Consider the following 20,889-nt stretch of genomic DNA (forward strand, 5'->3'; position numbering starts at 1 on the left):
GGCAATCAGCTTGCCCCGTCAGCATGACTTAACTACTTACGACCAATCGCACGATAGCCGATATCGCTGCGGCAGAAGCTGCCGTTCCAGGAGATATGCTTAGCCAGTTCATAAGCGTGTTTCTGAGCCGCGGCAACATCTTCGCCCAGCGCGGTCACGCACAGCACACGTCCGCCGTTGGTGACCACCAAATCGTCCTGCATCTTGGTCCCCGCATGGAAGACTTTGCCATTCGGCGTCTCTTCCAGCGGTAAGCCGTGGATCTGATCGCCGGTAGCGTAATCGCCAGGATAGCCGCCAGCAGCCAGCACCACGCCCAGAGAAGGACGAGGATCCCACACCGAGTCTTTGGTATTCAGCTTGCCGTCCACGGCAGCCAGGCACAGATCCACCAGATCCGACTGCAGACGCAGCATGATCGGTTGAGTTTCCGGATCGCCAAAGCGGCAGTTAAATTCGATCACTTTCGGCTGACCGCTCTGATCGATCATCAGGCCAGCGTAGAGGAAGCCGGTATAAACGTTGCCTTCGGCGGCCATGCCACGCACGGTTGGCCAGATCACTTCATCCATCACGCGCTGGTGGATTTCATCGGTCACGACCGGAGCCGGAGAGTAAGCACCCATGCCGCCGGTATTAGGACCGGTATCCGCATTGCCGACACGTTTGTGATCCTGGCTGGTGGCCATCGGCAGCACGTTCTCGCCGTCGACCATCACGATGAAGCTGGCTTCCTCGCCGTCAAGGAACTCTTCTACCACGATGCGGTGTCCGGCATCGCCAAAGGCGTTTCCTGCCAGCATATCCTGAATCGCGTCTTCTGCTTCCTGCAGGGTCATCGCCACGATCACGCCTTTACCGGCGGCCAGACCGTCGGCCTTGATCACGATTGGCGCACCTTTACTTCGGGTGTAAGCCAGAGCGGGCTCCACTTCAGTAAAGTTCTGGTACTCAGCGCTTGGGATCTTGTGGCGAGCCAGGAAATCTTTGGTGAAGGCTTTTGAACCTTCAAGCTGGGCAGCAGCCTGCGTTGGGCCAAAAATCTTCAGGCCAGCAGCACGGAAAGCATCAACCACGCCCATCACTAACGGCGTTTCCGGACCGACGATGGTCAGGCCGATATTTTCACTCTGGGCGAAGCTCAGCAGCGCGGGAATATCGGTGGCGCTGATGTCGACGTTCTGCAAAGCAGGTTCAAGTGCCGTTCCGGCGTTGCCCGGGGCAACAAACACGGTTTCTGCCAGTGGCGACTGCGACGCTTTCCAGGCCAGCGCATGTTCGCGTCCGCCATTACCAATCACTAAAATTTTCATTGTTCAGTCTGCTCCGTAATTAATGGCGGAAATGGCGCATGTCGGTGAAGATCATCGCCAGGCCGTGTTCGTCGGCGGCGGCAATCACTTCGTCATCACGAATCGAGCCACCAGGCTGGATAACACAGCTCACGCCAGCAGCCGCTGCGGCATCGATACCATCGCGGAACGGGAAGAACGCATCAGACGCCATGGCCGAACCTTTCACTTCCAGTCCTTCATCGCTGGCTTTGATACCGGCAATTTTCGCTGAGTAGACGCGGCTCATCTGGCCTGCACCTATGCCGATGGTCATATTGTCACGGGCATACACGATGGCATTGGACTTAACGAACTTGGCCACTTTCCAGCAGAACAGCGCGTCACGCAGTTCCTGCTCGGTTGGCTGGCGCTTGCTGACGACACGCAGCTGGCTTTCATTCACCATGCCGAGATCGCGATCCTGCACCAGCAGGCCACCGTTGACGCGTTTGAAATCCAGCGCGGTCTGACGCTCCTGCCACTGACCGCAGGTCAGCACGCGAACGTTCTGTTTCGCGGCGGTAATCTTCAGGGCGGCTTCGCTGGCAGATGGCGCGATGATCACTTCGACGAACTGACGGCTGATGATCGCCTGAGCAGTGGCTTCGTCCAGCTCGCGGTTGAACGCAATGATGCCGCCAAACGCGGAGGTTGGATCGGTTTTGTAAGCACGCTCGTAGGCATCGAGGATTGAACCACCAACAGCCACGCCACACGGGTTCGCATGCTTGACGATCACGCAGGCTGCCTCGGTGAACTCTTTCACACATTCCAGCGCGGCATCAGTATCTGCGATGTTGTTATAAGAGAGGGCTTTGCCCTGAAGCTGTTGCGCGGTGGCCACGGATGCCTCTGTGACATTCTCTTCTATATAGAAGGCCGCATCCTGATGGCTGTTTTCGCCGTAGCGCATATCCTGCTTCTTAATGAAGTTCAGGTTCAGCGTGCGGGGGAAGCGGCCAGCCGGTTCGCTGGTTTCACCATGGTACGCCGGCACCATGCTGCCAAAATAGTTGGCAATCATGCTGTCGTAGGCGGCGGTGTGTTCGAAGGCTTTAATTGCCAGGTCGAAACGGGTGGCCAGCGTCAGAGAGTTCTGGTTGGCATCCATCTCGGCAACGATTGCCTGGTAGTCGCTGCTCTTAACGACAATCGCCACGTCTTTGTGGTTCTTCGCCGCTGAGCGCACCATGGTTGGCCCGCCGATATCGATATTCTCAACCGCATCTTCCAGCGAGCAACCTTCACGGGCAACGGTCTGGGCAAACGGATAAAGGTTAACGACTACCATGTCGATAGGAGAGATGCTGTGCTCCTGCATGATGGCATCATCCTGTCCGCGGCGTCCTAAGATGCCGCCATGCACTTTCGGGTGCAGGGTTTTGACGCGTCCATCCATCATTTCCGGGAAACCGGTGTAGTCGGACACTTCAGTAACAGGCAGGCCCGCGTCTGCCAGCAGGCGAGCAGTACCGCCAGTGGAGAGGAGCTCGACGCCGCGCTGAGTCAGCGCCTGAGCAAATTCGAGAATGCCGGCTTTGTCAGACACGCTCAGAAGCGCGCGGCGTACAGGACGAGGTTGTTGCATGAGGTTTATCCCTTGGCTTTGGTTCGCATCGATAAGATCGTTACCTCAAGCTTAGCCATTTTCTTCCTCTATATAGAAGAAGAGTGAATTCAGCCTCAGGTAACGCCCTTAACAGCGGCAGTTTTTTTCGGGGGCATTGTAGCGAAAACGTTTGCGTGGTGCTTGTCTAATTTAACGGGCGCTGACGAATGTGGATAAGATTGTGCATAACTGCGTATAAACAGCCCTTTTGCTGTGGATTGCAGCGAACGGTCTGTTTTTCGCAATTTAGGGGTTGTCAGGGTGCGAGAACTCCCTATAATGCGACTCCATCAACACGGCACAACGACTTACGAGTCATCGGGTTGAGAGGTTCAGGAAGCTGAATCGCCGGAGAAAAACTTCCCAAAAAGAAGTTGACTCTGAAGGAGGAAAGCGTAATATACGCCACCTCGCAGTAAGGCGCCAAGGCACTTACCGCAACGCTCTTTAACAATTTATCAGACAATCTGTGTGGGCACTCGCAGGATTGATATCAGCGCCGCAAGGCGCAAAAAAATATCAAGCCTTAAGAGTGAACACATAATGAAATTCATTATGACGTTTTACACTTGAGCATCGCTGAACTTGTTTCAGCAAATCGAACTTTTAATTGAAGAGTTTGATCATGGCTCAGATTGAACGCTGGCGGCAGGCCTAACACATGCAAGTCGAACGGTAGCACAGAGAGCTTGCTCTCGGGTGACGAGTGGCGGACGGGTGAGTAATGTCTGGGAAACTGCCTGATGGAGGGGGATAACTACTGGAAACGGTAGCTAATACCGCATAACGTCTTCGGACCAAAGTGGGGGACCTTCGGGCCTCACACCATCGGATGTGCCCAGATGGGATTAGCTAGTAGGTGGGGTAATGGCTCACCTAGGCGACGATCCCTAGCTGGTCTGAGAGGATGACCAGCCACACTGGAACTGAGACACGGTCCAGACTCCTACGGGAGGCAGCAGTGGGGAATATTGCACAATGGGCGCAAGCCTGATGCAGCCATGCCGCGTGTATGAAGAAGGCCTTCGGGTTGTAAAGTACTTTCAGCGGGGAGGAAGGCGATAAGGTTAATAACCTTATCGATTGACGTTACCCGCAGAAGAAGCACCGGCTAACTCCGTGCCAGCAGCCGCGGTAATACGGAGGGTGCAAGCGTTAATCGGAATTACTGGGCGTAAAGCGCACGCAGGCGGTCTGTCAAGTCAGATGTGAAATCCCCGGGCTTAACCTGGGAACTGCATTTGAAACTGGCAGGCTAGAGTCTTGTAGAGGGGGGTAGAATTCCAGGTGTAGCGGTGAAATGCGTAGAGATCTGGAGGAATACCGGTGGCGAAGGCGGCCCCCTGGACAAAGACTGACGCTCAGGTGCGAAAGCGTGGGGAGCAAACAGGATTAGATACCCTGGTAGTCCACGCCGTAAACGATGTCGACTTGGAGGTTGTGCCCTTGAGGCGTGGCTTCCGGAGCTAACGCGTTAAGTCGACCGCCTGGGGAGTACGGCCGCAAGGTTAAAACTCAAATGAATTGACGGGGGCCCGCACAAGCGGTGGAGCATGTGGTTTAATTCGATGCAACGCGAAGAACCTTACCTGGCCTTGACATCCACGGAATTCGGCAGAGATGCCTTAGTGCCTTCGGGAACCGTGAGACAGGTGCTGCATGGCTGTCGTCAGCTCGTGTTGTGAAATGTTGGGTTAAGTCCCGCAACGAGCGCAACCCTTATCCTTTGTTGCCAGCGAGTAATGTCGGGAACTCAAAGGAGACTGCCGGTGACAAACCGGAGGAAGGTGGGGATGACGTCAAGTCATCATGGCCCTTACGGCCAGGGCTACACACGTGCTACAATGGCGCATACAAAGAGAAGCGAACTCGCGAGAGCAAGCGGACCTCACAAAGTGCGTCGTAGTCCGGATCGGAGTCTGCAACTCGACTCCGTGAAGTCGGAATCGCTAGTAATCGTAGATCAGAATGCTACGGTGAATACGTTCCCGGGCCTTGTACACACCGCCCGTCACACCATGGGAGTGGGTTGCAAAAGAAGTAGGTAGCTTAACCTTCGGGAGGGCGCTTACCACTTTGTGATTCATGACTGGGGTGAAGTCGTAACAAGGTAACCGTAGGGGAACCTGCGGTTGGATCACCTCCTTACCTGAAGATACCTTCCCGCGTAGTGTCCACAACAGATTGTCTGATAGAAAACGTAATGAGCAACAGTAACAGAGTCCCCATCGTCTAGAGGCCCAGGACACTGCCCTTTCACGGCTGTAACAGGGGTTCGAATCCCCTTGGGGACGCCATCTCCTGATAATGAGTGAAAGACATTATCAACCCGTATCTCAAAACTGATTCTCTCCGCAAGGACGAGTCACGTTTGAGATATTTGCTCTTTAACAATCCGGAACAAGCTGAAAATTGAAACGACATGTCGTTTTCATTCTCCGTAATAAGAATGAAATCAACGATATGTTCGAGTCTCTCAAATGCTTACAACAGCAATGTGTCTTTCGGGACGCTTGTGGGTTGTGAGGTTAAGTGACTAAGCGTACACGGTGGATGCCTAGGCAGTCAGAGGCGATGAAGGGCGTGCTAATCTGCGATAAGCGTCGGTAAGGTGATATGAACCGTAATAACCGACGATACCCGAATGGGGAAACCCGGTGCACTTTGGTGCATCATTGCAACATGAATACATAGTGTTGCAAGGCGAACCTGGGGAACTGAAACATCTAAGTACCCAGAGGAAAAGAAATCAACCGAGATTCCCCCAGTAGCGGCGAGCGAACGGGGAACAGCCCAGAACCTGAATCAGTTTGTGCATTAGTGGAAGCGTCTGGAAAGTCGCAGGGTACAGGGTGATACTCCCGTACACAAAAATGCACTTGCTGTGAGTTCGATGAGTAGGGCGGGACACGTGACATCCTGTCTGAATATGGGGGGACCATCCTCCAAGGCTAAATACTCCTGACTGACCGATAGTGAACCAGTACCGTGAGGGAAAGGCGAAAAGAACCCCGGCGAGGGGAGTGAAACAGAACCTGAAACCGTGTACGTACAAGCAGTGGGAGCACCTTCGTGGTGTGACTGCGTACCTTTTGTATAATGGGTCAGCGACTTATATTCTGTAGCAAGGTTAACCGTATAGGGGAGCCGAAGGGAAACCGAGTCTTAACTGGGCGTTAAGTTGCAGGGTATAGACCCGAAACCCGGTGATCTAGCCATGGGCAGGTTGAAGGTTGGGTAACACTAACTGGAGGACCGAACCGACTAATGTTGAAAAATTAGCGGATGACTTGTGGCTGGGGGTGAAAGGCCAATCAAACCGGGAGATAGCTGGTTCTCCCCGAAAGCTATTTAGGTAGCGCCTCGTGAACTCATCTTCGGGGGTAGAGCACTGTTTCGGCTAGGGGGCCATCCCGGCTTACCAACCCGATGCAAACTGCGAATACCGAAGAATGTTATCACGGGAGACACACGGCGGGTGCTAACGTCCGTCGTGAAGAGGGAAACAACCCAGACCGCCAGCTAAGGTCCCAAAGTCATGGTTAAGTGGGAAACGATGTGGGAAGGCACAGACAGCCAGGATGTTGGCTTAGAAGCAGCCATCATTTAAAGAAAGCGTAATAGCTCACTGGTCGAGTCGGCCTGCGCGGAAGATGTAACGGGGCTAAACCATGCACCGAAGCTGCGGCAGCGACGCTTATGCGTTGTTGGGTAGGGGAGCGTTCTGTAAGCCGTCGAAGGTGGCCTGTGAGGGCTGCTGGAGGTATCAGAAGTGCGAATGCTGACATAAGTAACGATAAAGCGGGTGAAAAGCCCGCTCGCCGGAAGACCAAGGGTTCCTGTCCAACGTTAATCGGGGCAGGGTGAGTCGACCCCTAAGGCGAGGCCGAAAGGCGTAGTCGATGGGAAACAGGTTAATATTCCTGTACTCGGTGTTACTGCGAAGGGGGGACGGAGAAGGCTATGTTAGCCGGGCGACGGTTGTCCCGGTTTAAGCATGTAGGCGGAGAGTTTAGGTAAATCCGGACTCTTTTTAACGCTGAGGTGTGATGACGAGGCACTACGGTGCTGAAGTAACAAATGCCCTGCTTCCAGGAAAAGCCTCTAAGCATCAGGTAACACGGAATCGTACCCCAAACCGACACAGGTGGTCAGGTAGAGAATACCAAGGCGCTTGAGAGAACTCGGGTGAAGGAACTAGGCAAAATGGTGCCGTAACTTCGGGAGAAGGCACGCTGGCGCGTAGGTGAAGGGACTTGCTCCCGGAGCTGAAGCCAGTCGAAGATACCAGCTGGCTGCAACTGTTTATTAAAAACACAGCACTGTGCAAACACGAAAGTGGACGTATACGGTGTGACGCCTGCCCGGTGCCGGAAGGTTAATTGATGGGGTTATCCGCAAGGAGAAGCTCTTGATCGAAGCCCCGGTAAACGGCGGCCGTAACTATAACGGTCCTAAGGTAGCGAAATTCCTTGTCGGGTAAGTTCCGACCTGCACGAATGGCGTAATGATGGCCAGGCTGTCTCCACCCGAGACTCAGTGAAATTGAACTCGCTGTGAAGATGCAGTGTACCCGCGGCAAGACGGAAAGACCCCGTGAACCTTTACTATAGCTTGACACTGAATATTGAACCTTGATGTGTAGGATAGGTGGGAGGCTTTGAAGCGTGGACGCCAGTCTGCGTGGAGCCAACCTTGAAATACCACCCTTTAACGTTTGATGTTCTAACCTGGCGCCGTGATCCGGCGTGGGGACAGTGTCTGGTGGGTAGTTTGACTGGGGCGGTCTCCTCCTAAAGAGTAACGGAGGAGCACGAAGGTTAGCTAATCACGGTCGGACATCGTGAGGTTAGTGCAATGGCATAAGCTAGCTTGACTGCGAGAGTGACGGCTCGAGCAGGTGCGAAAGCAGGTCATAGTGATCCGGTGGTTCTGAATGGAAGGGCCATCGCTCAACGGATAAAAGGTACTCCGGGGATAACAGGCTGATACCGCCCAAGAGTTCATATCGACGGCGGTGTTTGGCACCTCGATGTCGGCTCATCACATCCTGGGGCTGAAGTAGGTCCCAAGGGTACGGCTGTTCGCCGTTTAAAGTGGTACGCGAGCTGGGTTTAGAACGTCGTGAGACAGTTCGGTCCCTATCTGCCGTGGGCGCTGGAAGATTGAGAGGGGTTGCTCCTAGTACGAGAGGACCGGAGTGAACGCACCACTGGTGTTCGGGTTGTCATGCCAATGGCATTGCCCGGTAGCTAAGTGCGGAAAAGATAAGCGCTGAAAGCATCTAAGCGCGAAACTTGCCTCGAGATGAATCTTCCCTGGGCCTTTAAGGCCCCTGAAGGGACGTTGAAGACTACGACGTTGATAGGCCGGGTGTGTAAGCGCAGCGATGCGTTGAGCTAACCGGTACTAATGACCCGTGAGGCTTAACCTTACAACACCAGAAGCGTTCTGGTGGTGTCTGAGAGACACGAACGATATTTTCAGCTTGAACCGGATAAATTTGCGCGGCCCTATGGCGGCGTGAATAACAGAATTTGCCTGGCGGCTTTAGCGCGGTGGTCCCACCTGACCCCATGCCGAACTCAGAAGTGAAACGCCGTAGCGCCGATGGTAGTGTGGGGTCTCCCCATGCGAGAGTAGGGAACTGCCAGGCATCAATTAAGCAGACAAGCCTCATGCGAAAGCATGGGGCTTTTTTGTGTGCGTAAAAAGCAAAAACCCACAGCAGACCCGCCTCAAAACAGCTCCTGAACCCCCCAAAATACCCAAAAACCAGACAAAAAAGACGCCGTGCTGCCGCACGACGCCTCATTCAGTTCAGTTTTTACCCTATCCCAACTTAATTAATCGGACTATTTCGCCTCCGTGCGCGTCACTTTCATCTCAATATCGCCAAAATAGTGCTGCTTGATCGTCTGCCAGGTGCCATCGGCCATGATCTTCGCCAGCCCTTGATTCAACATTTGCTGCGTTTTCTCATCCCCTTTGCGCACTCCGTAAGCAGAACCAATGCTGTAAAGCAGATCGTCACGCACTTCCGGGCCGCTCAAGGCAAAGTCTTTGCCTTCAGGCTTGTGAAGGAAACCAAATGTAATGGCCACCGCCGGGCTTAAAGCCCCATCGAGCCGTCCCGCAGCCAAATCCTGATAAATCACATCCTGATCCGGATAGGTTTTGATCTCCACACCGTGGGGTGCCCAATACTTATTGGCGTACATTTCCTGAATGGAACCCTGCTGAACAGCAATCGATTTACCCTGCAGCGACTCTGCAGTGGGCTGCAAATTAGTGCCTTTACGTGCTACTAACTGAGAAGGGACATGATAAATAAAGTCACTGAAATCAATGGATTTCTTACGTTTAATGGTCGCACCAAGCGGTGAAATGAAGTCCACTTTTTTCGCCATCAGCGAAGGTATCTCTGCATCAAAGCTGCTGACGACATAGTCACATTTCACCGCAATCGCTTTACACACTGCGTTAGTAATATCGATCTCAAAGCCGGCAGGTTTGCCGTTCACATCGCGATATTGAAACGGCGGATAAGCCAGATCGGCCGCGACGCGTAAGGTACCCTCGGCCGCGATGGCGGAAGAGCAGCACAGGGCGAGCGTGGCCAGCATCAGAGCACGGGATACGTTGATCATTGCTTCTCTCCATCCAGTAATTTTTGGGTATGCCACTGAGTAAATTCGTTTTTAACCGCTGCAAGCTGGGCTTCATCGTGGCAAAGGTCATACGCCGTCATTGCCAGCGCTTTCGCCGCCGTTAACATGGCGCGGAGCCCGACAGCCGATCCGGCCGCAGCGGCAAACTCAGGCGTATGCGGGGTGACGTCACCAATGCGCAGATAAGGGTGGATTGCCGCCGTGACCTGGCTGACGTTGCCAATATCAGAAGAGCCTACGCCGCCACTTTTGGGTGGGTCGTAGCTTTCCACGCCAAGCAGCGCCAGGTTATCGGTAAAGTTGGCCGCCAGCGCCAGATTATTATTCCGCTCGGCGTAAATCAGCCCCTCTTCGATCTCTACCCGTGCTCCGGTCATTTCAGCGGCGCCATTCACTGCGGCATACACTTTTCGACGCACTTCACTCAGGCCACCCACCGTCGCCGCTCGCAGGATAAACTTGGCTTCAGCATAAGCGGGAACGATATTTGCCGCGCTGCCGCCGTGAGTAATTATCCCATGCACACGGACATCATCGGTAAAGAACTGGCGCAACGCGTTGATTGCGTTGAAGGTATGGATCACCGCATCAAGCGCACTGATCCCTTGCTGCGGCGCGGAAGCCGCGTGGGCCGGTTTACCAAAGAATTTAAACGTAGAGTCATGACAGGCAAGGGCGCCGCGCAATACCATGTTGCGCTCCCTGGGATGGAACATCATCGCCGCATCGACATCATCAAAGACGCCTTTCTCAACCATGATGATCTTGCCGCCGCCATCTTCCTCGGCAGGTGTGCCAATCACTTCTATGCAGCCATTGAACTCAACGTTCGCGGCCTTCAGAGCCAGCGCGGCAGCAACCGAGGCGGTGCCAATCAGGTTATGACCGCAGGCATGACCAAGTTCGGGCAGCGCGTCATACTCCGCCAGAAAAGCGATAGTCGGGCCGCCGGTGCCCTGTTTCCAGCTGGCGCGAAAAGCCGTTTCCAGCCCGCCGGTGCCGGTTTCAATGCTGAAGCCAGCCTCGCGCAACGGCTTGATCAATTCAGCCGCAGAGCGATGTTCTGCAAAGCTCAGTTCAGGGTGCTGATGCAGGCTCAGCGCCAAATCGTTCATTGCCGGGCTGAGTTGTTCAGCCGCATAAATAATTTTATCTTTCTGCGCGCTGTTGGTGCGTTCAGACATAGTGATTCCCCAATTAGGTGCAGTTAAATACAGAAAAACCAGTGCGTTATAATGGTATAGGCTTTTTTATGCGCAATTCCCAATTGTAGTTTTTTATGGCTTGCATCACTCTGCCAAAAATTATTTTATGGTTGCAGGGCACAAGGCGAATGGGCATGCAATGAACGAAAAAGACTGGTTAATCATCCGTACTGTCTGGCAGTACAAAAACATTACGCGCGCTGCGGAAGAGCTGTTTACCTCACAGCCTGCGCTCAGTTACCGGCTGCGGCAGATCGAGCGCAAGCTGGCTATTCAGCTGTTTGAAACCGGCGGTAAAGGCCTTAACTTCACGGCGCAGGGGCGTTATCTGGCGCAGCATGCTGAAACGGTGCTTGATGAACTTCAGCTCTTACGCGCTACCTTGCAAAGCCTGAACGGACCGCAGCAGGGCGAACTCAAGATTGGCGTATCGAGCAATTTCGCCGCCTACCGGTTACCCGATTTGCTCGCCGAATTTAGCCAACAGCATCCGGGGATTAGCGTCAATCTGGTCAGCGGGCTCAGTGAGGAGATGTTTCTGAAGCTGCAGCGCGGCGACGTGCATCTGGCGGTGGTCAAAGACGACTATGGCTGGAAGGAAGGCAAGAGGCTGATCGATGAGGATGACTATTACCTGATTAGCCGGCAGCCGATCGACCTGGCGCTGCTGCCCCATTTGCCGCAGATAAAGATCAGCCACGGTGGCCATATCACTAAACTTATCGAACGTTGGTGGAATGCCAATTACTCGCTGGCACCGCGCGTGGCGATGCACGTTGATAAACTGGAAGTCTGTCTGGCGATGGTTGAGCGGGGGTTGGGTTATGCCATCGTCTCCAGCTATCAACCGCTGGCACCCACGCTTTGCCGCACGCCGATAGCGGTTGGCGGGGAGTCGGTTAAGAGCCGTACCTGGCTGCTCTATCGACATGCCAGCACCGACGCGGCGGTGACGCTGCCCTTTGTCGAAATGTTTGGCGACCGGAGATGAAACATTTTCAACTAAAGCATGAAGCCTCGACATTCAGCGGGCATCACGTTATCTTCGGGTGTCTGGATGTCTAAACGTATGAATGGATAAATGAGGAAGCAAGGTTATGCCAATCAGGGTACCCGATGAACTACCAGCAGTGAATTTTCTGCGTAACGAGAATGTCTTTGTGATGACCTCTACCCGGGCCAGCACGCAGGAAATCCGTCCGTTGAAAGTGCTGGTACTGAATCTGATGCCGAAAAAGATTGAGACTGAGAATCAGTTTCTCCGCCTGCTTTCCAACTCGCCGCTACAAATTGATATCCAGCTGCTGCGCATCGACAGCCGTGAAACCCGCAACACGCCAATGGAGCACCTGAATAACTTCTACTGCAACTTTGAAGACATTCAGCATGACAACTACGATGGCCTGATTGTCACCGGCGCGCCGTTGGGGCTGGTTGATTTTAATGATGTGGCCTACTGGCCGCAGATCCAGCGCGTGCTTCACTGGGCGAAAGAGCACGTGACCTCGACGCTGTTTGTCTGTTGGGCGGTTCAGGCGGCATTGAACATCCTTTATGGCATTCCAAAGCAAACGCGTGAAACCAAGCTGTCAGGCGTTTACGACCACCAGATCCTGCATCCTCATGCATTATTAACCCGTGGCTTTGACGATAACTTCCTGGCGCCACATTCGCGCTATGCGGATTTCCCTTCGCAATTGCTGCGGGATTACACCGATCTGGAAATTTTTGCTGAATCGGAACAAACCGGCGCCTATCTGTTTGCCAGTAAAGACAAGCGGCTGGCGTTTGTCACCGGGCATCCTGAGTATGATGCACTGACCTTGTCGGGAGAATTCCATCGCGACTTTGAAGCCGGTCTGAACCCGGATATTCCGTATAATTATTTCCCGCAGAATAATCCTCAGCTCACGCCGCGCGCCAGCTGGCGTAGTCACGGTAACCTGCTGTTTTCTAACTGGCTGAACTATTACGTTTACCAGATCACGCCGTTCGATCTGCGCCATATGAATCCCAGCCTGGAATAAACCGGCGAGTCGCAAAGAAAGGGTCATCCTCTGAAAAAGGCTGGCCCTTTTTTATTGCCTGAAATCTGCCACGCCCGAGTATTTATCCCGTTAATCTTCCGAGACTTACCCCATCACTACGGCTCTGAAATCCTTCAGTGAAACTCCCTTCCTGTAATAACAAAACTTTAAACAACTATTTTTCAGTAAGTTAAATGGTATTTTTAAATAAAATGGAAATAGTTTTTGATTTTTTAATTTAAAAAATTGTATGTTGATTTACGGGTTAAAAATCACCCAATGACGAAACCGACCTTCTGAGAATGCAACCAGGCTGGGAGTGAAGAGATGACACAACAGGTTATCAGCACCGATTTGACGTTCCAGCGCCCATCAGGCCCGAAAGAGCGGCAAATCCTGACCGATACGGCAGTTGAATTCCTGACTGAACTGGTGACGCGCTTCACCCCGCGTCGCAATGAATTACTGAATGCCAGGAAGCAGCAGCAGCAGCGATATGATGCCGGTGAGTTGCCCGGATTTATTTCGGAAACGAATTCCATTAAGCAAAGCGACTGGAAAATTCGCGGCATTCCCGCTGACCTGCTCAATCGCCGGGTCGAGATCACCGGTCCGGTTGAACGCAAGATGGTAATCAATGCCCTGAATGCCAACGTGAACGTTTTTATGGCTGACTTCGAAGACTCGCTGGCACCCTCGTGGGACAAAGTGATCGAAGGGCAGATCAACCTGCGTGATGCGGTTACCGGCACCATCAGTTACTGCAATGAAGCCGGGAAGATCTACCAACTGAAGCCGGATCCTGCGGTGCTGGTGTGCCGCGTTCGCGGTCTGCACCTGCCTGAGAAACATGTCACCTGGCGCGGTGACGCTATCCCCGGCAGCCTGTTTGATTTCGCGCTCTACTTTTTCCACAACGTTGACGCGTTGCTGGCCAAAGGCAGCGGTCCCTATTTTTACTTGCCAAAAACCCAGAGTTGGCAGGAAGCGGCCTGGTGGAGCGAGGTGTTCAGTTTTGCTGAGGATCGTTTCGATCTGCCACGCGGCACGATCAAGGCCACGCTGTTGATCGAGACGCTGCCGGCGGTCTTCCAGATGGACGAGATCCTTTTCAGCCTGCGCGATCATATCGTCGGCCTGAACTGCGGTCGCTGGGACTACATCTTCAGCTATATCAAAACCCTGAAAAATCACCCGGACCGCGTATTGCCCGATCGCCAGTCGGTGACGATGGAAAAAGGCTTCCTCGATGCCTACTCGCGGCTGCTGATCAGAACCTGTCACCGCCGGGGCGCGTTTGCGATGGGCGGAATGGCGGCCTTTATCCCGAGCAAAGATCAGGAGCGCAACCAGTGGGTGCTCAACCGGGTGAAGACCGATAAAGAGCGTGAGGCGACCAACGGCCACGACGGCACCTGGATTGCTCACCCCGGGCTGGCAGATACGGTCACGGCGGTGTTCGATCGGGTGCTGGGCGACAAACCCAATCAGCTGGACGTGCTACGGGACGACGACGCAGCCATCACCGCGGAACAGCTGCTGGCGCCCTGTGACGGTGAAAGGACCGAGGCTGGTATGCGCGCCAACATTCGCGTGGCCGTGCAGTACATCGAAGCGTGGATCTCCGGCAATGGCTGCGTGCCGGTGTACGGATTGATGGAAGATGCCGCGACGGCCGAAATCTCCCGCACCTCGATCTGGCAGTGGATCCGCCACGGCAAAACGCTGCAAAGCGGTGAGCAGGTGACCGAAGCGCTGTTCCGCCAGATGCTGGCCGAAGAGATGCTGGTGATCCAGCAAGAGCTTGGCGACCAACGCTTCTCTCAGGGGCGCTTCTGTGAAGCCGCCGAACTGATGGAACGCATCACCACTGAACCTGAACTGGTGGAGTTCCTGACTCTGCCGGGCTACAGCTTACTTCACTGATCGACCGGAGAATTTGCTATGACATCTCGTACCCAACAGATCGAACACCTGACGCAATCCTGGAACGATGCACGCTGGGAAGGCATTACCCGTCCTTACACAGCGGAAGAGGTGGTGAGGCTGCGCGGCTCGGTTAATCCGGCCTGCACTCTGGCACAGCTGGGAGCAGAAAAACTGTGGCATCTGCTGAACGGTGGGTCGAAGAAGGGCTATATCAACAGCCTTGGCGCGCTGACCGGCGGCCAGGCACTGCAGCAGGCGAAAGCGGGGATCGAGGCGGTGTATCTCTCCGGCTGGCAGGTGGCGGCGGATGCCAACCTCGCCGGCAGCATGTATCCCGATCAGTCGCTCTACCCGGCCAACTCGGTGCCATCGGTGGTTGAACGCATTAACAACACCTTCCAGCGAGCCGATCAGATCCAGTGGGCCAATCAGATTGAACCTGGCGACGCGCGTCATGTGGATTATTACCTGCCGATCGTTGCCGATGCAGAAGCGGGCTTTGGCGGCGTGCTGAATGCCTTTGAACTGATGAAGGCGATGATTCAGGCCGGGGCAGGCGGGGTGCATTTTGAGGATCAGCTGGCGTCGGTGAAAAAATGCGGCCATATGGGCGGCAAGGTGCTGGTGCCCACCCAGGAAGCGATTCAGAAGCTGGTTGCGGCAAGGCTGGCGGCTGATGTGATGGCGGTGCCAACGGTGCTGATTGCCCGCACTGACGCGGATGCCGCCGACTTAATCACCTCCGACTGCGATGACTATGACCGCGAATTTATCACCGGCGAGCGCACGCCTGAAGGCTTCTTTAAAACGCATGCCGGTATTGAGCAAGCGATCAGTCGCGGGCTGGCTTACGCGCCCTATGCCGATGTGCTGTGGTGCGAAACCTCGACGCCGGATTTGTCGCTGGCGAAGCGCTTTGCCGACGCTATTCATGCCCGTTTCCCGGGCAAGCTGCTGGCCTATAACTGCTCGCCTTCGTTTAACTGGAAGAAGAACCTCGATGACAACACCATCGCGCATTTCCAGCAGTCGCTGAGTGAAATGGGTTACCGCTTCCAGTTTATTACCCTGGCGGGCATCCACAGCATGTGGTTCAACATGTTCGATCTTGCCCGCAGCTACGCCGAAGGGGAAGGGATGCGCCATTACGTGGAAAAAGTGCAGCAGCCGGAGTTTGCCGCGCGGGAGCAGGGTTACACCTTCTCCTCCCATCAGCAGGAAGTCGGAACCGGTTATTTTGACAGCGTCACCAATATCATCCAGGGCGGCGTCTCGTCAGTGACCGCGCTGACCGGATCAACGGAAGAACAGCAGTTCTGAGTGGAACAACGGGGGCCCCATGCCGCAACGAGAAACGCTGATCGCACACACCATCCTGCAGGGATTTGATGCGCAGTATGGCCGGTTTCTGGAAGTGACTGCCGGGGCCCAGCACCGTTTTGAACAGGCCGACTGGCCTGCGGTACAGGCGGCAATGAAAGCCCGTATTCATCTGTACGATCGCCATGTGGGTCTGGTAGTGGAGCAATTGCGCTGCATTACCGGGGAGCAGGTGAATGACGATGCTTTTCTGTTGCGGGTGAAGGCGATTTACACCGACCTGCTGCCCGACTATCCCCGGTTTGAAATCGCTGAAAGCTTCTTTAATTCCGTCTATTGCCGTCTGTTTGGGCATCAACTGCTGACGCCCGAGCGGCTGTTTATCTTCAGCTCACAGCCGCAGAGACGCTTTCGCACCCTTCCGCGTCCGTTAGCGAAAACCTTCCACGCCCACGGCGACTGGCAGGCACTGCTGAGCCGGGTGCTGCACGATCTGCCGTTACGCCTGCCGTGGCAGGACTGCCCGCGGGATATCGGCTTTGTGATCGCCCATCTGCAGGAAAACTTCAGCGCGCAGCAGCTGGCTGGCGCATCGCTTGAAGTGGCCAACGAGCTGTTCTACCGCAATAAAGCCGCCTGGCTGGTGGCAAAACTGCATCTGGCGTCGGGCGTGTATGCCTTTCTGTTGCCGATCCACCGCAGCGATCGGGGCGAACTGTTTATTGATACCTGTCTGACGCGCAAGCGCGAAGCCAGCATCGTGTTCGGCTTTGCCCGCGCCTATTTTATGGTTTACGCGCCGCTACCCGCCGCGCTGGTGGAGTGGCTGCGCGAAATCCTGCCGGGAAAAACCACCGCCGAGCTGTATATGGCGATCGGTTGCCAGAAGCATGGCAAAACCGAGTGTTACCGCGAGCATTTGCAGTATATGCGCACGACGGAGGACGAATTTATCATTGCGCCTGGCGTGCGGGGACTGGTGATGCTGGTATTCACCCTGCCGGGATATGACCGGGTTTTTAAGGTGATCAAAGACCGCTTTGCACCACAAAAGGAGGTGACGCCGGCGCGCGTCCGCGCGTGCTATCAGCTGGTCAAGGAACACGACCGCGTTGGGCGCATGGCGGATACGCAGGAGTTTGAAAACTTCGCCGTCGAGAAGGCGCGTATCAGCCCTGCGCTGTTACAGGCGTTGCAGCAGGAGATCCCGGAAAAATTGCAGCAGCAGGGCGACAAGCTGGTGATCAGCCATTTGTACCTGGAACGCAAAATGACGCCGCTGAATCTGTGGCTGGAACAGGCGGATGTGCAGCAACGGCGGGAAGCGATTGAAGAGTATGGCAATGCGGTTAAACAGCTGGCCGCCGCCAATATTTTCCCCGGCGATATGCTCTTTAAGAACTTTGGCGTCACCCGCCACGGTCGGGTGGTGTTTTATGATTACGACGAGATCAGCTATATGACCGAGGTGAATTTCCGGCAGATCCCCGCGCCGCGCTATCCGGAGGATGAGCTGAGCCATGAACCCTGGTACAGCGTGTCGCCTGAAGATGTTTTCCCGGAAGAATTTCGCCACTATCTTTGTGCCGATCCGGCGATTGCGCGGCTGTTTGATGAGATGCATGGGGAATTATTTACCGCTGCGTTCTGGCAAAACCTGCAGCAGCGTATTGCGGAAGGGCATATTGAGGATGTTTTTGCCTATCGTCGCCGGCAGCGCTTCTGCCAGCGTTATCCGCAGAGCCTGACCGAAAGCCAGGCTCTGCGTCAGGATCAGGCGGAGGCGCCTGCTACCGCTTCACGTGCCAGCGAGGTGATGCGATCGTAATCGCCGCTCTCCAGCGCGTCATTCGGCACCAGCCAGGAGCCGCCGATACAATGCACGCTGTTAAGCGCCAGATAGTCACGGTAATTCGCCGGTGAAATGCCGCCCGTCGGGCAGAAGCGAACCTGAGGGAATGGACCGGCGATGGCCTGCAACGCTTTCACGCCGCCGTTGGCTTCCGCCGGGAAGAATTTAAACTCACGCAAACCCTGATCCAGTCCCAGCATCAGCTCGGACACGGTGCTGATCCCAGGGATCAGCGGGATCGTGCCGGCGTTTGCGGCCTGCAGAAGATCCTCAGTCAGACCTGGGCTGATGGCGAACTGCGCGCCCGCTTCGGTCACCTCGCGCAGCTGCTGCGGGTTGATCACCGTGCCGGCCCCAACGATCGCGTCCGGGACTTCTTTGGCAATGGCGCGGATGGCGTCAAGGGCGCAGGCGGTACGCAGCGTCACTTCCAGCACGCGAACACCGCCCGCCACTAAGGCTTTAGCCAGCGGCACCGCGTGCTCCAGCTTATTGATCACGATGACCGGGACCACCGGACCTGAGGTCAGGATCTGCTCAGCACTGATTTTCCAGTTATTCATTAGCCTATTCTCCGTTAAAATTTGATGCAGCAGGCGCCCTGTTCGGCACCGGAAAGCTGACTACGCAACGCGCCAAATAATTCGCGCCCGGAGCCGATATGTTCAGCGCTTAAATCAGGCTGATAAGCCATTCGGTCATGCAGAACCTGCGGATCAACCTGCAGTTCCAGCTCGCCAGTGCGGCCATTGACCCGAATGATGTCCCCGTTTTGCACTTTCGCCAGCAGCCCGCCGGTGTAGGCCTCAGGCGTCACATGAATGGCGGAAGGAACCTTGCCAGATGCGCCAGATAAGCGGCCATCGGTGACCAGCGCCACCTTAAAGCCGCGATCCATCAATACGCCGAGCGGTGGCATCAGCTTATGCAGCTCCGGCATGCCGTTGGCCTGTGGGCCCTGGAAACGCACCACCACCACGCAATCTTTGTTTAATTCACCGGCCTCGAAGGCGGGCAGCACGTCATGCTGGCTTTCAAACACCACCGCAGGCGCGGTAATGATCTGGTTATCTGCCGGCACGGCAGAGGTCTTCATCACTGCGCGGCCCAGATTTCCCTGCAGCACCTTGGTGCCGCCATGCTGCTCGAAAGGCTGCGCAACCCTGGCGATCACCTTGTCATCAAGTGACACTTCCGGGCCATCCCGCCACGCCAGCTGGCCGTTTTCCAGCCACGGTTCCTGGGTATAACGCTGCAAGCCAAAACCGGCCACGGTATGCACATCTTCATGCAGCAGGCCGTGCGACAGCAGTTCCCGCACCAGCAGCGCCACGCCGCCGGAAGCCTGGAACTGATTAATGTCGGCCGGGCCATTGGGATAGATCCGGCAAAGCAGCGGAATAGCTTCGGAAAGGTCGGAGAAATCATCCCAGTTAATCTGTATTCCCGCCGCGCGGGCCATCGCCACCATATGCATGGTCAGGTTGGTGGAGCCACCGGTCGCCAGCAGCGCCACAATACCGTTCACCACCACTTTTTCATCAACCAGTTTGCCTAACGGCAGATAGTTGCCGGACATTTCGGTCAGGCGCGTGACCTGGCGGGCAGCGGCATCGGTCAGCGCGTCGCGCAGTGGCGTATCGGGATGGATAAATGACGAACCCGGCAGATGCATGCCCATCACTTCCATCACCATTTGGTTGGTGTTCGCGGTACCGTAGAAGGTGCAGGTGCCAATGCCGTGATAGGAGGCGGCTTCCGCTTCCAGCAGCGCATGGCGATCGGCTTTCCCTTCGGCATACAGCTGGCGAACGCGGACCTTTTCTTTATTGGGCAGCCCGCTGCTCATTGGCCCGGCGGGAATAAACAGCGCCGGCAGATGACCAAACGACAGGGCGGACATCACCAGACCGGGAATGATTTTGTCGCAGATGCCAAGGAACAGCGCGCCATCGAACATATTGTGTGACAGGCCGACAGCCGAAGACATGGCGATGATATCGCGGCTCATCAGTGACAGCTCCATGCCGTCCTGGCCCTGCGTCACGCCGTCGCACATCGCGGGCACGCCGCCCGCCACCTGACCCACGGCACCGACCTGATTCAGGGCGCGGCGAATTTTATCCGGGTAAACCTCGTAAGGCTGGTGGGCGGAGAGCATGTCGTTATAGGCGGTAATGATGGCGATATTGCTGCGCACCATATTTTTCAGCGATGCCTTATCGTCTGGCTGGCAGGTGGCAAAGCCATGGGCAAGGTTGCCGCAGGCCAGCTTGGCACGCTGCACGGTTTTGGATCGGGCAGCGTCGATACGCTTCAGATAGGCGGCGCGGGTCTCAGCCGAGCGATCGATAATGCGCTGTGTGACGCGGGCAATGGCGGGGTGAACGCTGTTCATGCGCAGGCTTCCTGTGGCTGGAAGAGCTGGATATGCTCAACCGTGGCGGCAATCACCTGCTCCAGCGGTTGATTGATGTCGATGATTTTGACGTCACTCTCTTCGACGCCTGGCTGTTCCAGCGCGGCAAACTGACTGACCAGCATCTGGGTTTTGAAGAAATGCCCGCTGCGGGCGGCCAGGCGCGCTTCAATCACCGGGAAATCGCCATGCAGATAGACAAACGAAAGGTTGCTGTTACCGGCGCGCAGACGGTCGCGATACTGCTTTTTCAGCGCGGAGCAGACGATAATCGACACGCTGTTAGTACGCTGCATGGCAAAGGCGGCATTGTTAAGCGCCGTCAGCCATGGTGCGCGGTCGCCGTCATTTAACGCTTCGCCTGAGGCCATTTTCTGAATGTTATCGCGGGGATGCAGGAAATCGCCATCCAGCATGCCTGCCGAGAGCTGGCGGGCGACGCTTGCCGCCACGGCCGATTTTCCGCTGCCGGAAACCCCCATGATGACGTAGATTCGGTGGTGTTGATTGCTCATAGCTCAGC

12 protein-coding genes, 1 tRNA gene and 3 rRNA genes are annotated in these 20,889 nt (G+C 55.4%); 9 read left to right on the forward strand and 7 right to left on the reverse strand.

Translation table 11 applies throughout. From position 1 onward, the window contains the following. Window positions 1-32: 32 nt before the first annotated feature. On the reverse strand, window positions 33-1,313 hold the full coding sequence (purD, locus tag EBC_RS02875; RefSeq protein WP_013200314.1) for a phosphoribosylamine--glycine ligase: 1,281 nt from the start codon (window positions 1,311-1,313) through the stop codon (window positions 33-35). Between the two features lie 19 nt (window positions 1,314-1,332). Continuing rightward, the gene (gene purH, locus EBC_RS02880; protein ID WP_013200315.1) at window positions 1,333-2,922 is read right to left on the reverse strand and encodes a bifunctional phosphoribosylaminoimidazolecarboxamide formyltransferase/IMP cyclohydrolase; all 1,590 of its coding nucleotides are present in this window, start codon (window positions 2,920-2,922) and stop codon (window positions 1,333-1,335) included. A gap of 628 nt (window positions 2,923-3,550) precedes the next feature. Here purH and EBC_RS02885 point away from each other — a divergent pair. The 4 genes from EBC_RS02885 to rrf all read left to right on the forward strand — a co-directional run bounded on the left by EBC_RS02885 (window position 3,551) and on the right by rrf (window position 8,599). Beyond that, window positions 3,551-5,091: ribosomal RNA gene (locus EBC_RS02885) — 16S ribosomal RNA — on the forward strand. Window positions 5,092-5,164: 73 nt separating this feature from the next. After that, window positions 5,165-5,240: transfer RNA gene (locus EBC_RS02890), tRNA-Glu, on the forward strand. Between the two features lie 229 nt (window positions 5,241-5,469). Then, window positions 5,470-8,377 (forward strand): 23S ribosomal RNA (locus tag EBC_RS02895). Between the two features lie 106 nt (window positions 8,378-8,483). Then, window positions 8,484-8,599, forward strand: a 5S ribosomal RNA gene (rrf, locus tag EBC_RS02900). The 16S, 23S and 5S rRNA genes sit together here with 1 tRNA gene alongside, the layout of an rRNA operon. A 199-nt stretch (window positions 8,600-8,798) precedes the next feature. Here rrf and EBC_RS02905 read toward each other — a convergent pair. Both EBC_RS02905 and EBC_RS02910 read right to left on the reverse strand, forming a co-directional pair. Continuing rightward, complete coding sequence (locus EBC_RS02905) at window positions 8,799-9,593, reverse strand: transporter substrate-binding domain-containing protein (protein ID WP_013200316.1); 795 nt, start codon at window positions 9,591-9,593, stop codon at window positions 8,799-8,801. Beyond that, the gene (locus tag EBC_RS02910; protein WP_013200317.1) at window positions 9,590-10,798 is read right to left on the reverse strand and encodes a M20 family metallopeptidase; all 1,209 of its coding nucleotides are present in this window, start codon (window positions 10,796-10,798) and stop codon (window positions 9,590-9,592) included. The genes EBC_RS02905 and EBC_RS02910 overlap by 4 nt, the downstream gene beginning before the upstream one ends. Before the next feature lie 160 nt (window positions 10,799-10,958). Here EBC_RS02910 and EBC_RS02915 point away from each other — a divergent pair, with 160 nt between their 5' ends. The 5 genes from EBC_RS02915 (at window position 10,959) to aceK (ending at window position 17,923) form a co-directional block, all read left to right on the forward strand. Continuing rightward, window positions 10,959-11,810 (forward strand): LysR family transcriptional regulator, encoded by an 852-nt coding sequence (locus tag EBC_RS02915; protein WP_013200318.1) that lies wholly within the window; start codon window positions 10,959-10,961, stop codon window positions 11,808-11,810. A gap of 106 nt (window positions 11,811-11,916) precedes the next feature. Next, window positions 11,917-12,846, forward strand: coding sequence for a homoserine O-acetyltransferase MetA (gene metA / locus EBC_RS02920; RefSeq protein WP_013200319.1), 930 nt, complete (start codon window positions 11,917-11,919; stop codon window positions 12,844-12,846). 327 nt (window positions 12,847-13,173) lie between these two features. Next, complete coding sequence (aceB, locus tag EBC_RS02925; RefSeq protein WP_013200320.1) at window positions 13,174-14,772, forward strand: malate synthase A; 1,599 nt, start codon at window positions 13,174-13,176, stop codon at window positions 14,770-14,772. A gap of 18 nt (window positions 14,773-14,790) precedes the next feature. Further along, window positions 14,791-16,095, forward strand: a complete 1,305-nt coding sequence (aceA, locus tag EBC_RS02930) for an isocitrate lyase (protein WP_013200321.1) — start codon at window positions 14,791-14,793, stop codon at window positions 16,093-16,095. 19 nt (window positions 16,096-16,114) lie between these two features. Continuing rightward, complete coding sequence (aceK, locus tag EBC_RS02935) at window positions 16,115-17,923, forward strand: bifunctional isocitrate dehydrogenase kinase/phosphatase (protein WP_013200322.1); 1,809 nt, start codon at window positions 16,115-16,117, stop codon at window positions 17,921-17,923. On the opposite strand, the gene EBC_RS02940 is transcribed toward aceK, so the two are convergent. The 3 genes from EBC_RS02940 to gntK are packed head-to-tail and all read right to left on the reverse strand — an operon-like array spanning window position 17,869 to window position 20,881. Further along, window positions 17,869-18,510 (reverse strand): bifunctional 4-hydroxy-2-oxoglutarate aldolase/2-dehydro-3-deoxy-phosphogluconate aldolase, encoded by a 642-nt coding sequence (locus EBC_RS02940; protein WP_041691858.1) that lies wholly within the window; start codon window positions 18,508-18,510, stop codon window positions 17,869-17,871. The genes aceK and EBC_RS02940 overlap by 55 nt on opposite strands. A gap of 14 nt (window positions 18,511-18,524) precedes the next feature. Continuing rightward, window positions 18,525-20,345: a phosphogluconate dehydratase gene (gene edd, locus EBC_RS02945; RefSeq protein WP_013200323.1), complete on the reverse strand. Its 1,821-nt coding sequence runs from the start codon at window positions 20,343-20,345 to the stop codon at window positions 18,525-18,527. Further along, window positions 20,342-20,881, reverse strand: a complete 540-nt coding sequence (gene gntK / locus EBC_RS02950) for a gluconokinase (protein ID WP_013200324.1) — start codon at window positions 20,879-20,881, stop codon at window positions 20,342-20,344. The genes edd and gntK overlap by 4 nt, the downstream gene beginning before the upstream one ends. Window positions 20,882-20,889 lie beyond the last annotated feature (8 nt).

The organism is Erwinia billingiae Eb661 (assembly GCF_000196615.1).
GTDB lineage: Bacteria > Pseudomonadota > Gammaproteobacteria > Enterobacterales > Enterobacteriaceae > Erwinia > Erwinia billingiae.

Excerpts from the sequence above, each read along its gene's own strand:
- purD (WP_013200314.1), bottom strand. The coding sequence starts at position 1,313 with ATGAAAATTTTAGTGATTGGTAATGGCGGACGCGAACATGCGCTGGCC.
- purH (WP_013200315.1), bottom strand. The coding sequence starts at position 2,922 with ATGCAACAACCTCGTCCTGTACGCCGCGCGCTTCTGAGCGTGTCTGAC.
- EBC_RS02905 (WP_013200316.1), bottom strand. The coding sequence starts at position 9,593 with ATGATCAACGTATCCCGTGCTCTGATGCTGGCCACGCTCGCCCTGTGC.
- EBC_RS02910 (WP_013200317.1), bottom strand. The coding sequence starts at position 10,798 with ATGTCTGAACGCACCAACAGCGCGCAGAAAGATAAAATTATTTATGCG.
- EBC_RS02915 (WP_013200318.1), top strand. The coding sequence starts at position 10,959 with ATGAACGAAAAAGACTGGTTAATCATCCGTACTGTCTGGCAGTACAAA.
- metA (WP_013200319.1), top strand. The coding sequence starts at position 11,917 with ATGCCAATCAGGGTACCCGATGAACTACCAGCAGTGAATTTTCTGCGT.
- aceB (WP_013200320.1), top strand. The coding sequence starts at position 13,174 with ATGACACAACAGGTTATCAGCACCGATTTGACGTTCCAGCGCCCATCA.
- aceA (WP_013200321.1), top strand. The coding sequence starts at position 14,791 with ATGACATCTCGTACCCAACAGATCGAACACCTGACGCAATCCTGGAAC.
- aceK (WP_013200322.1), top strand. The coding sequence starts at position 16,115 with ATGCCGCAACGAGAAACGCTGATCGCACACACCATCCTGCAGGGATTT.
- EBC_RS02940 (WP_041691858.1), bottom strand. The coding sequence starts at position 18,510 with ATGAATAACTGGAAAATCAGTGCTGAGCAGATCCTGACCTCAGGTCCG.
- edd (WP_013200323.1), bottom strand. The coding sequence starts at position 20,345 with ATGAACAGCGTTCACCCCGCCATTGCCCGCGTCACACAGCGCATTATC.
- gntK (WP_013200324.1), bottom strand. The coding sequence starts at position 20,881 with ATGAGCAATCAACACCACCGAATCTACGTCATCATGGGGGTTTCCGGC.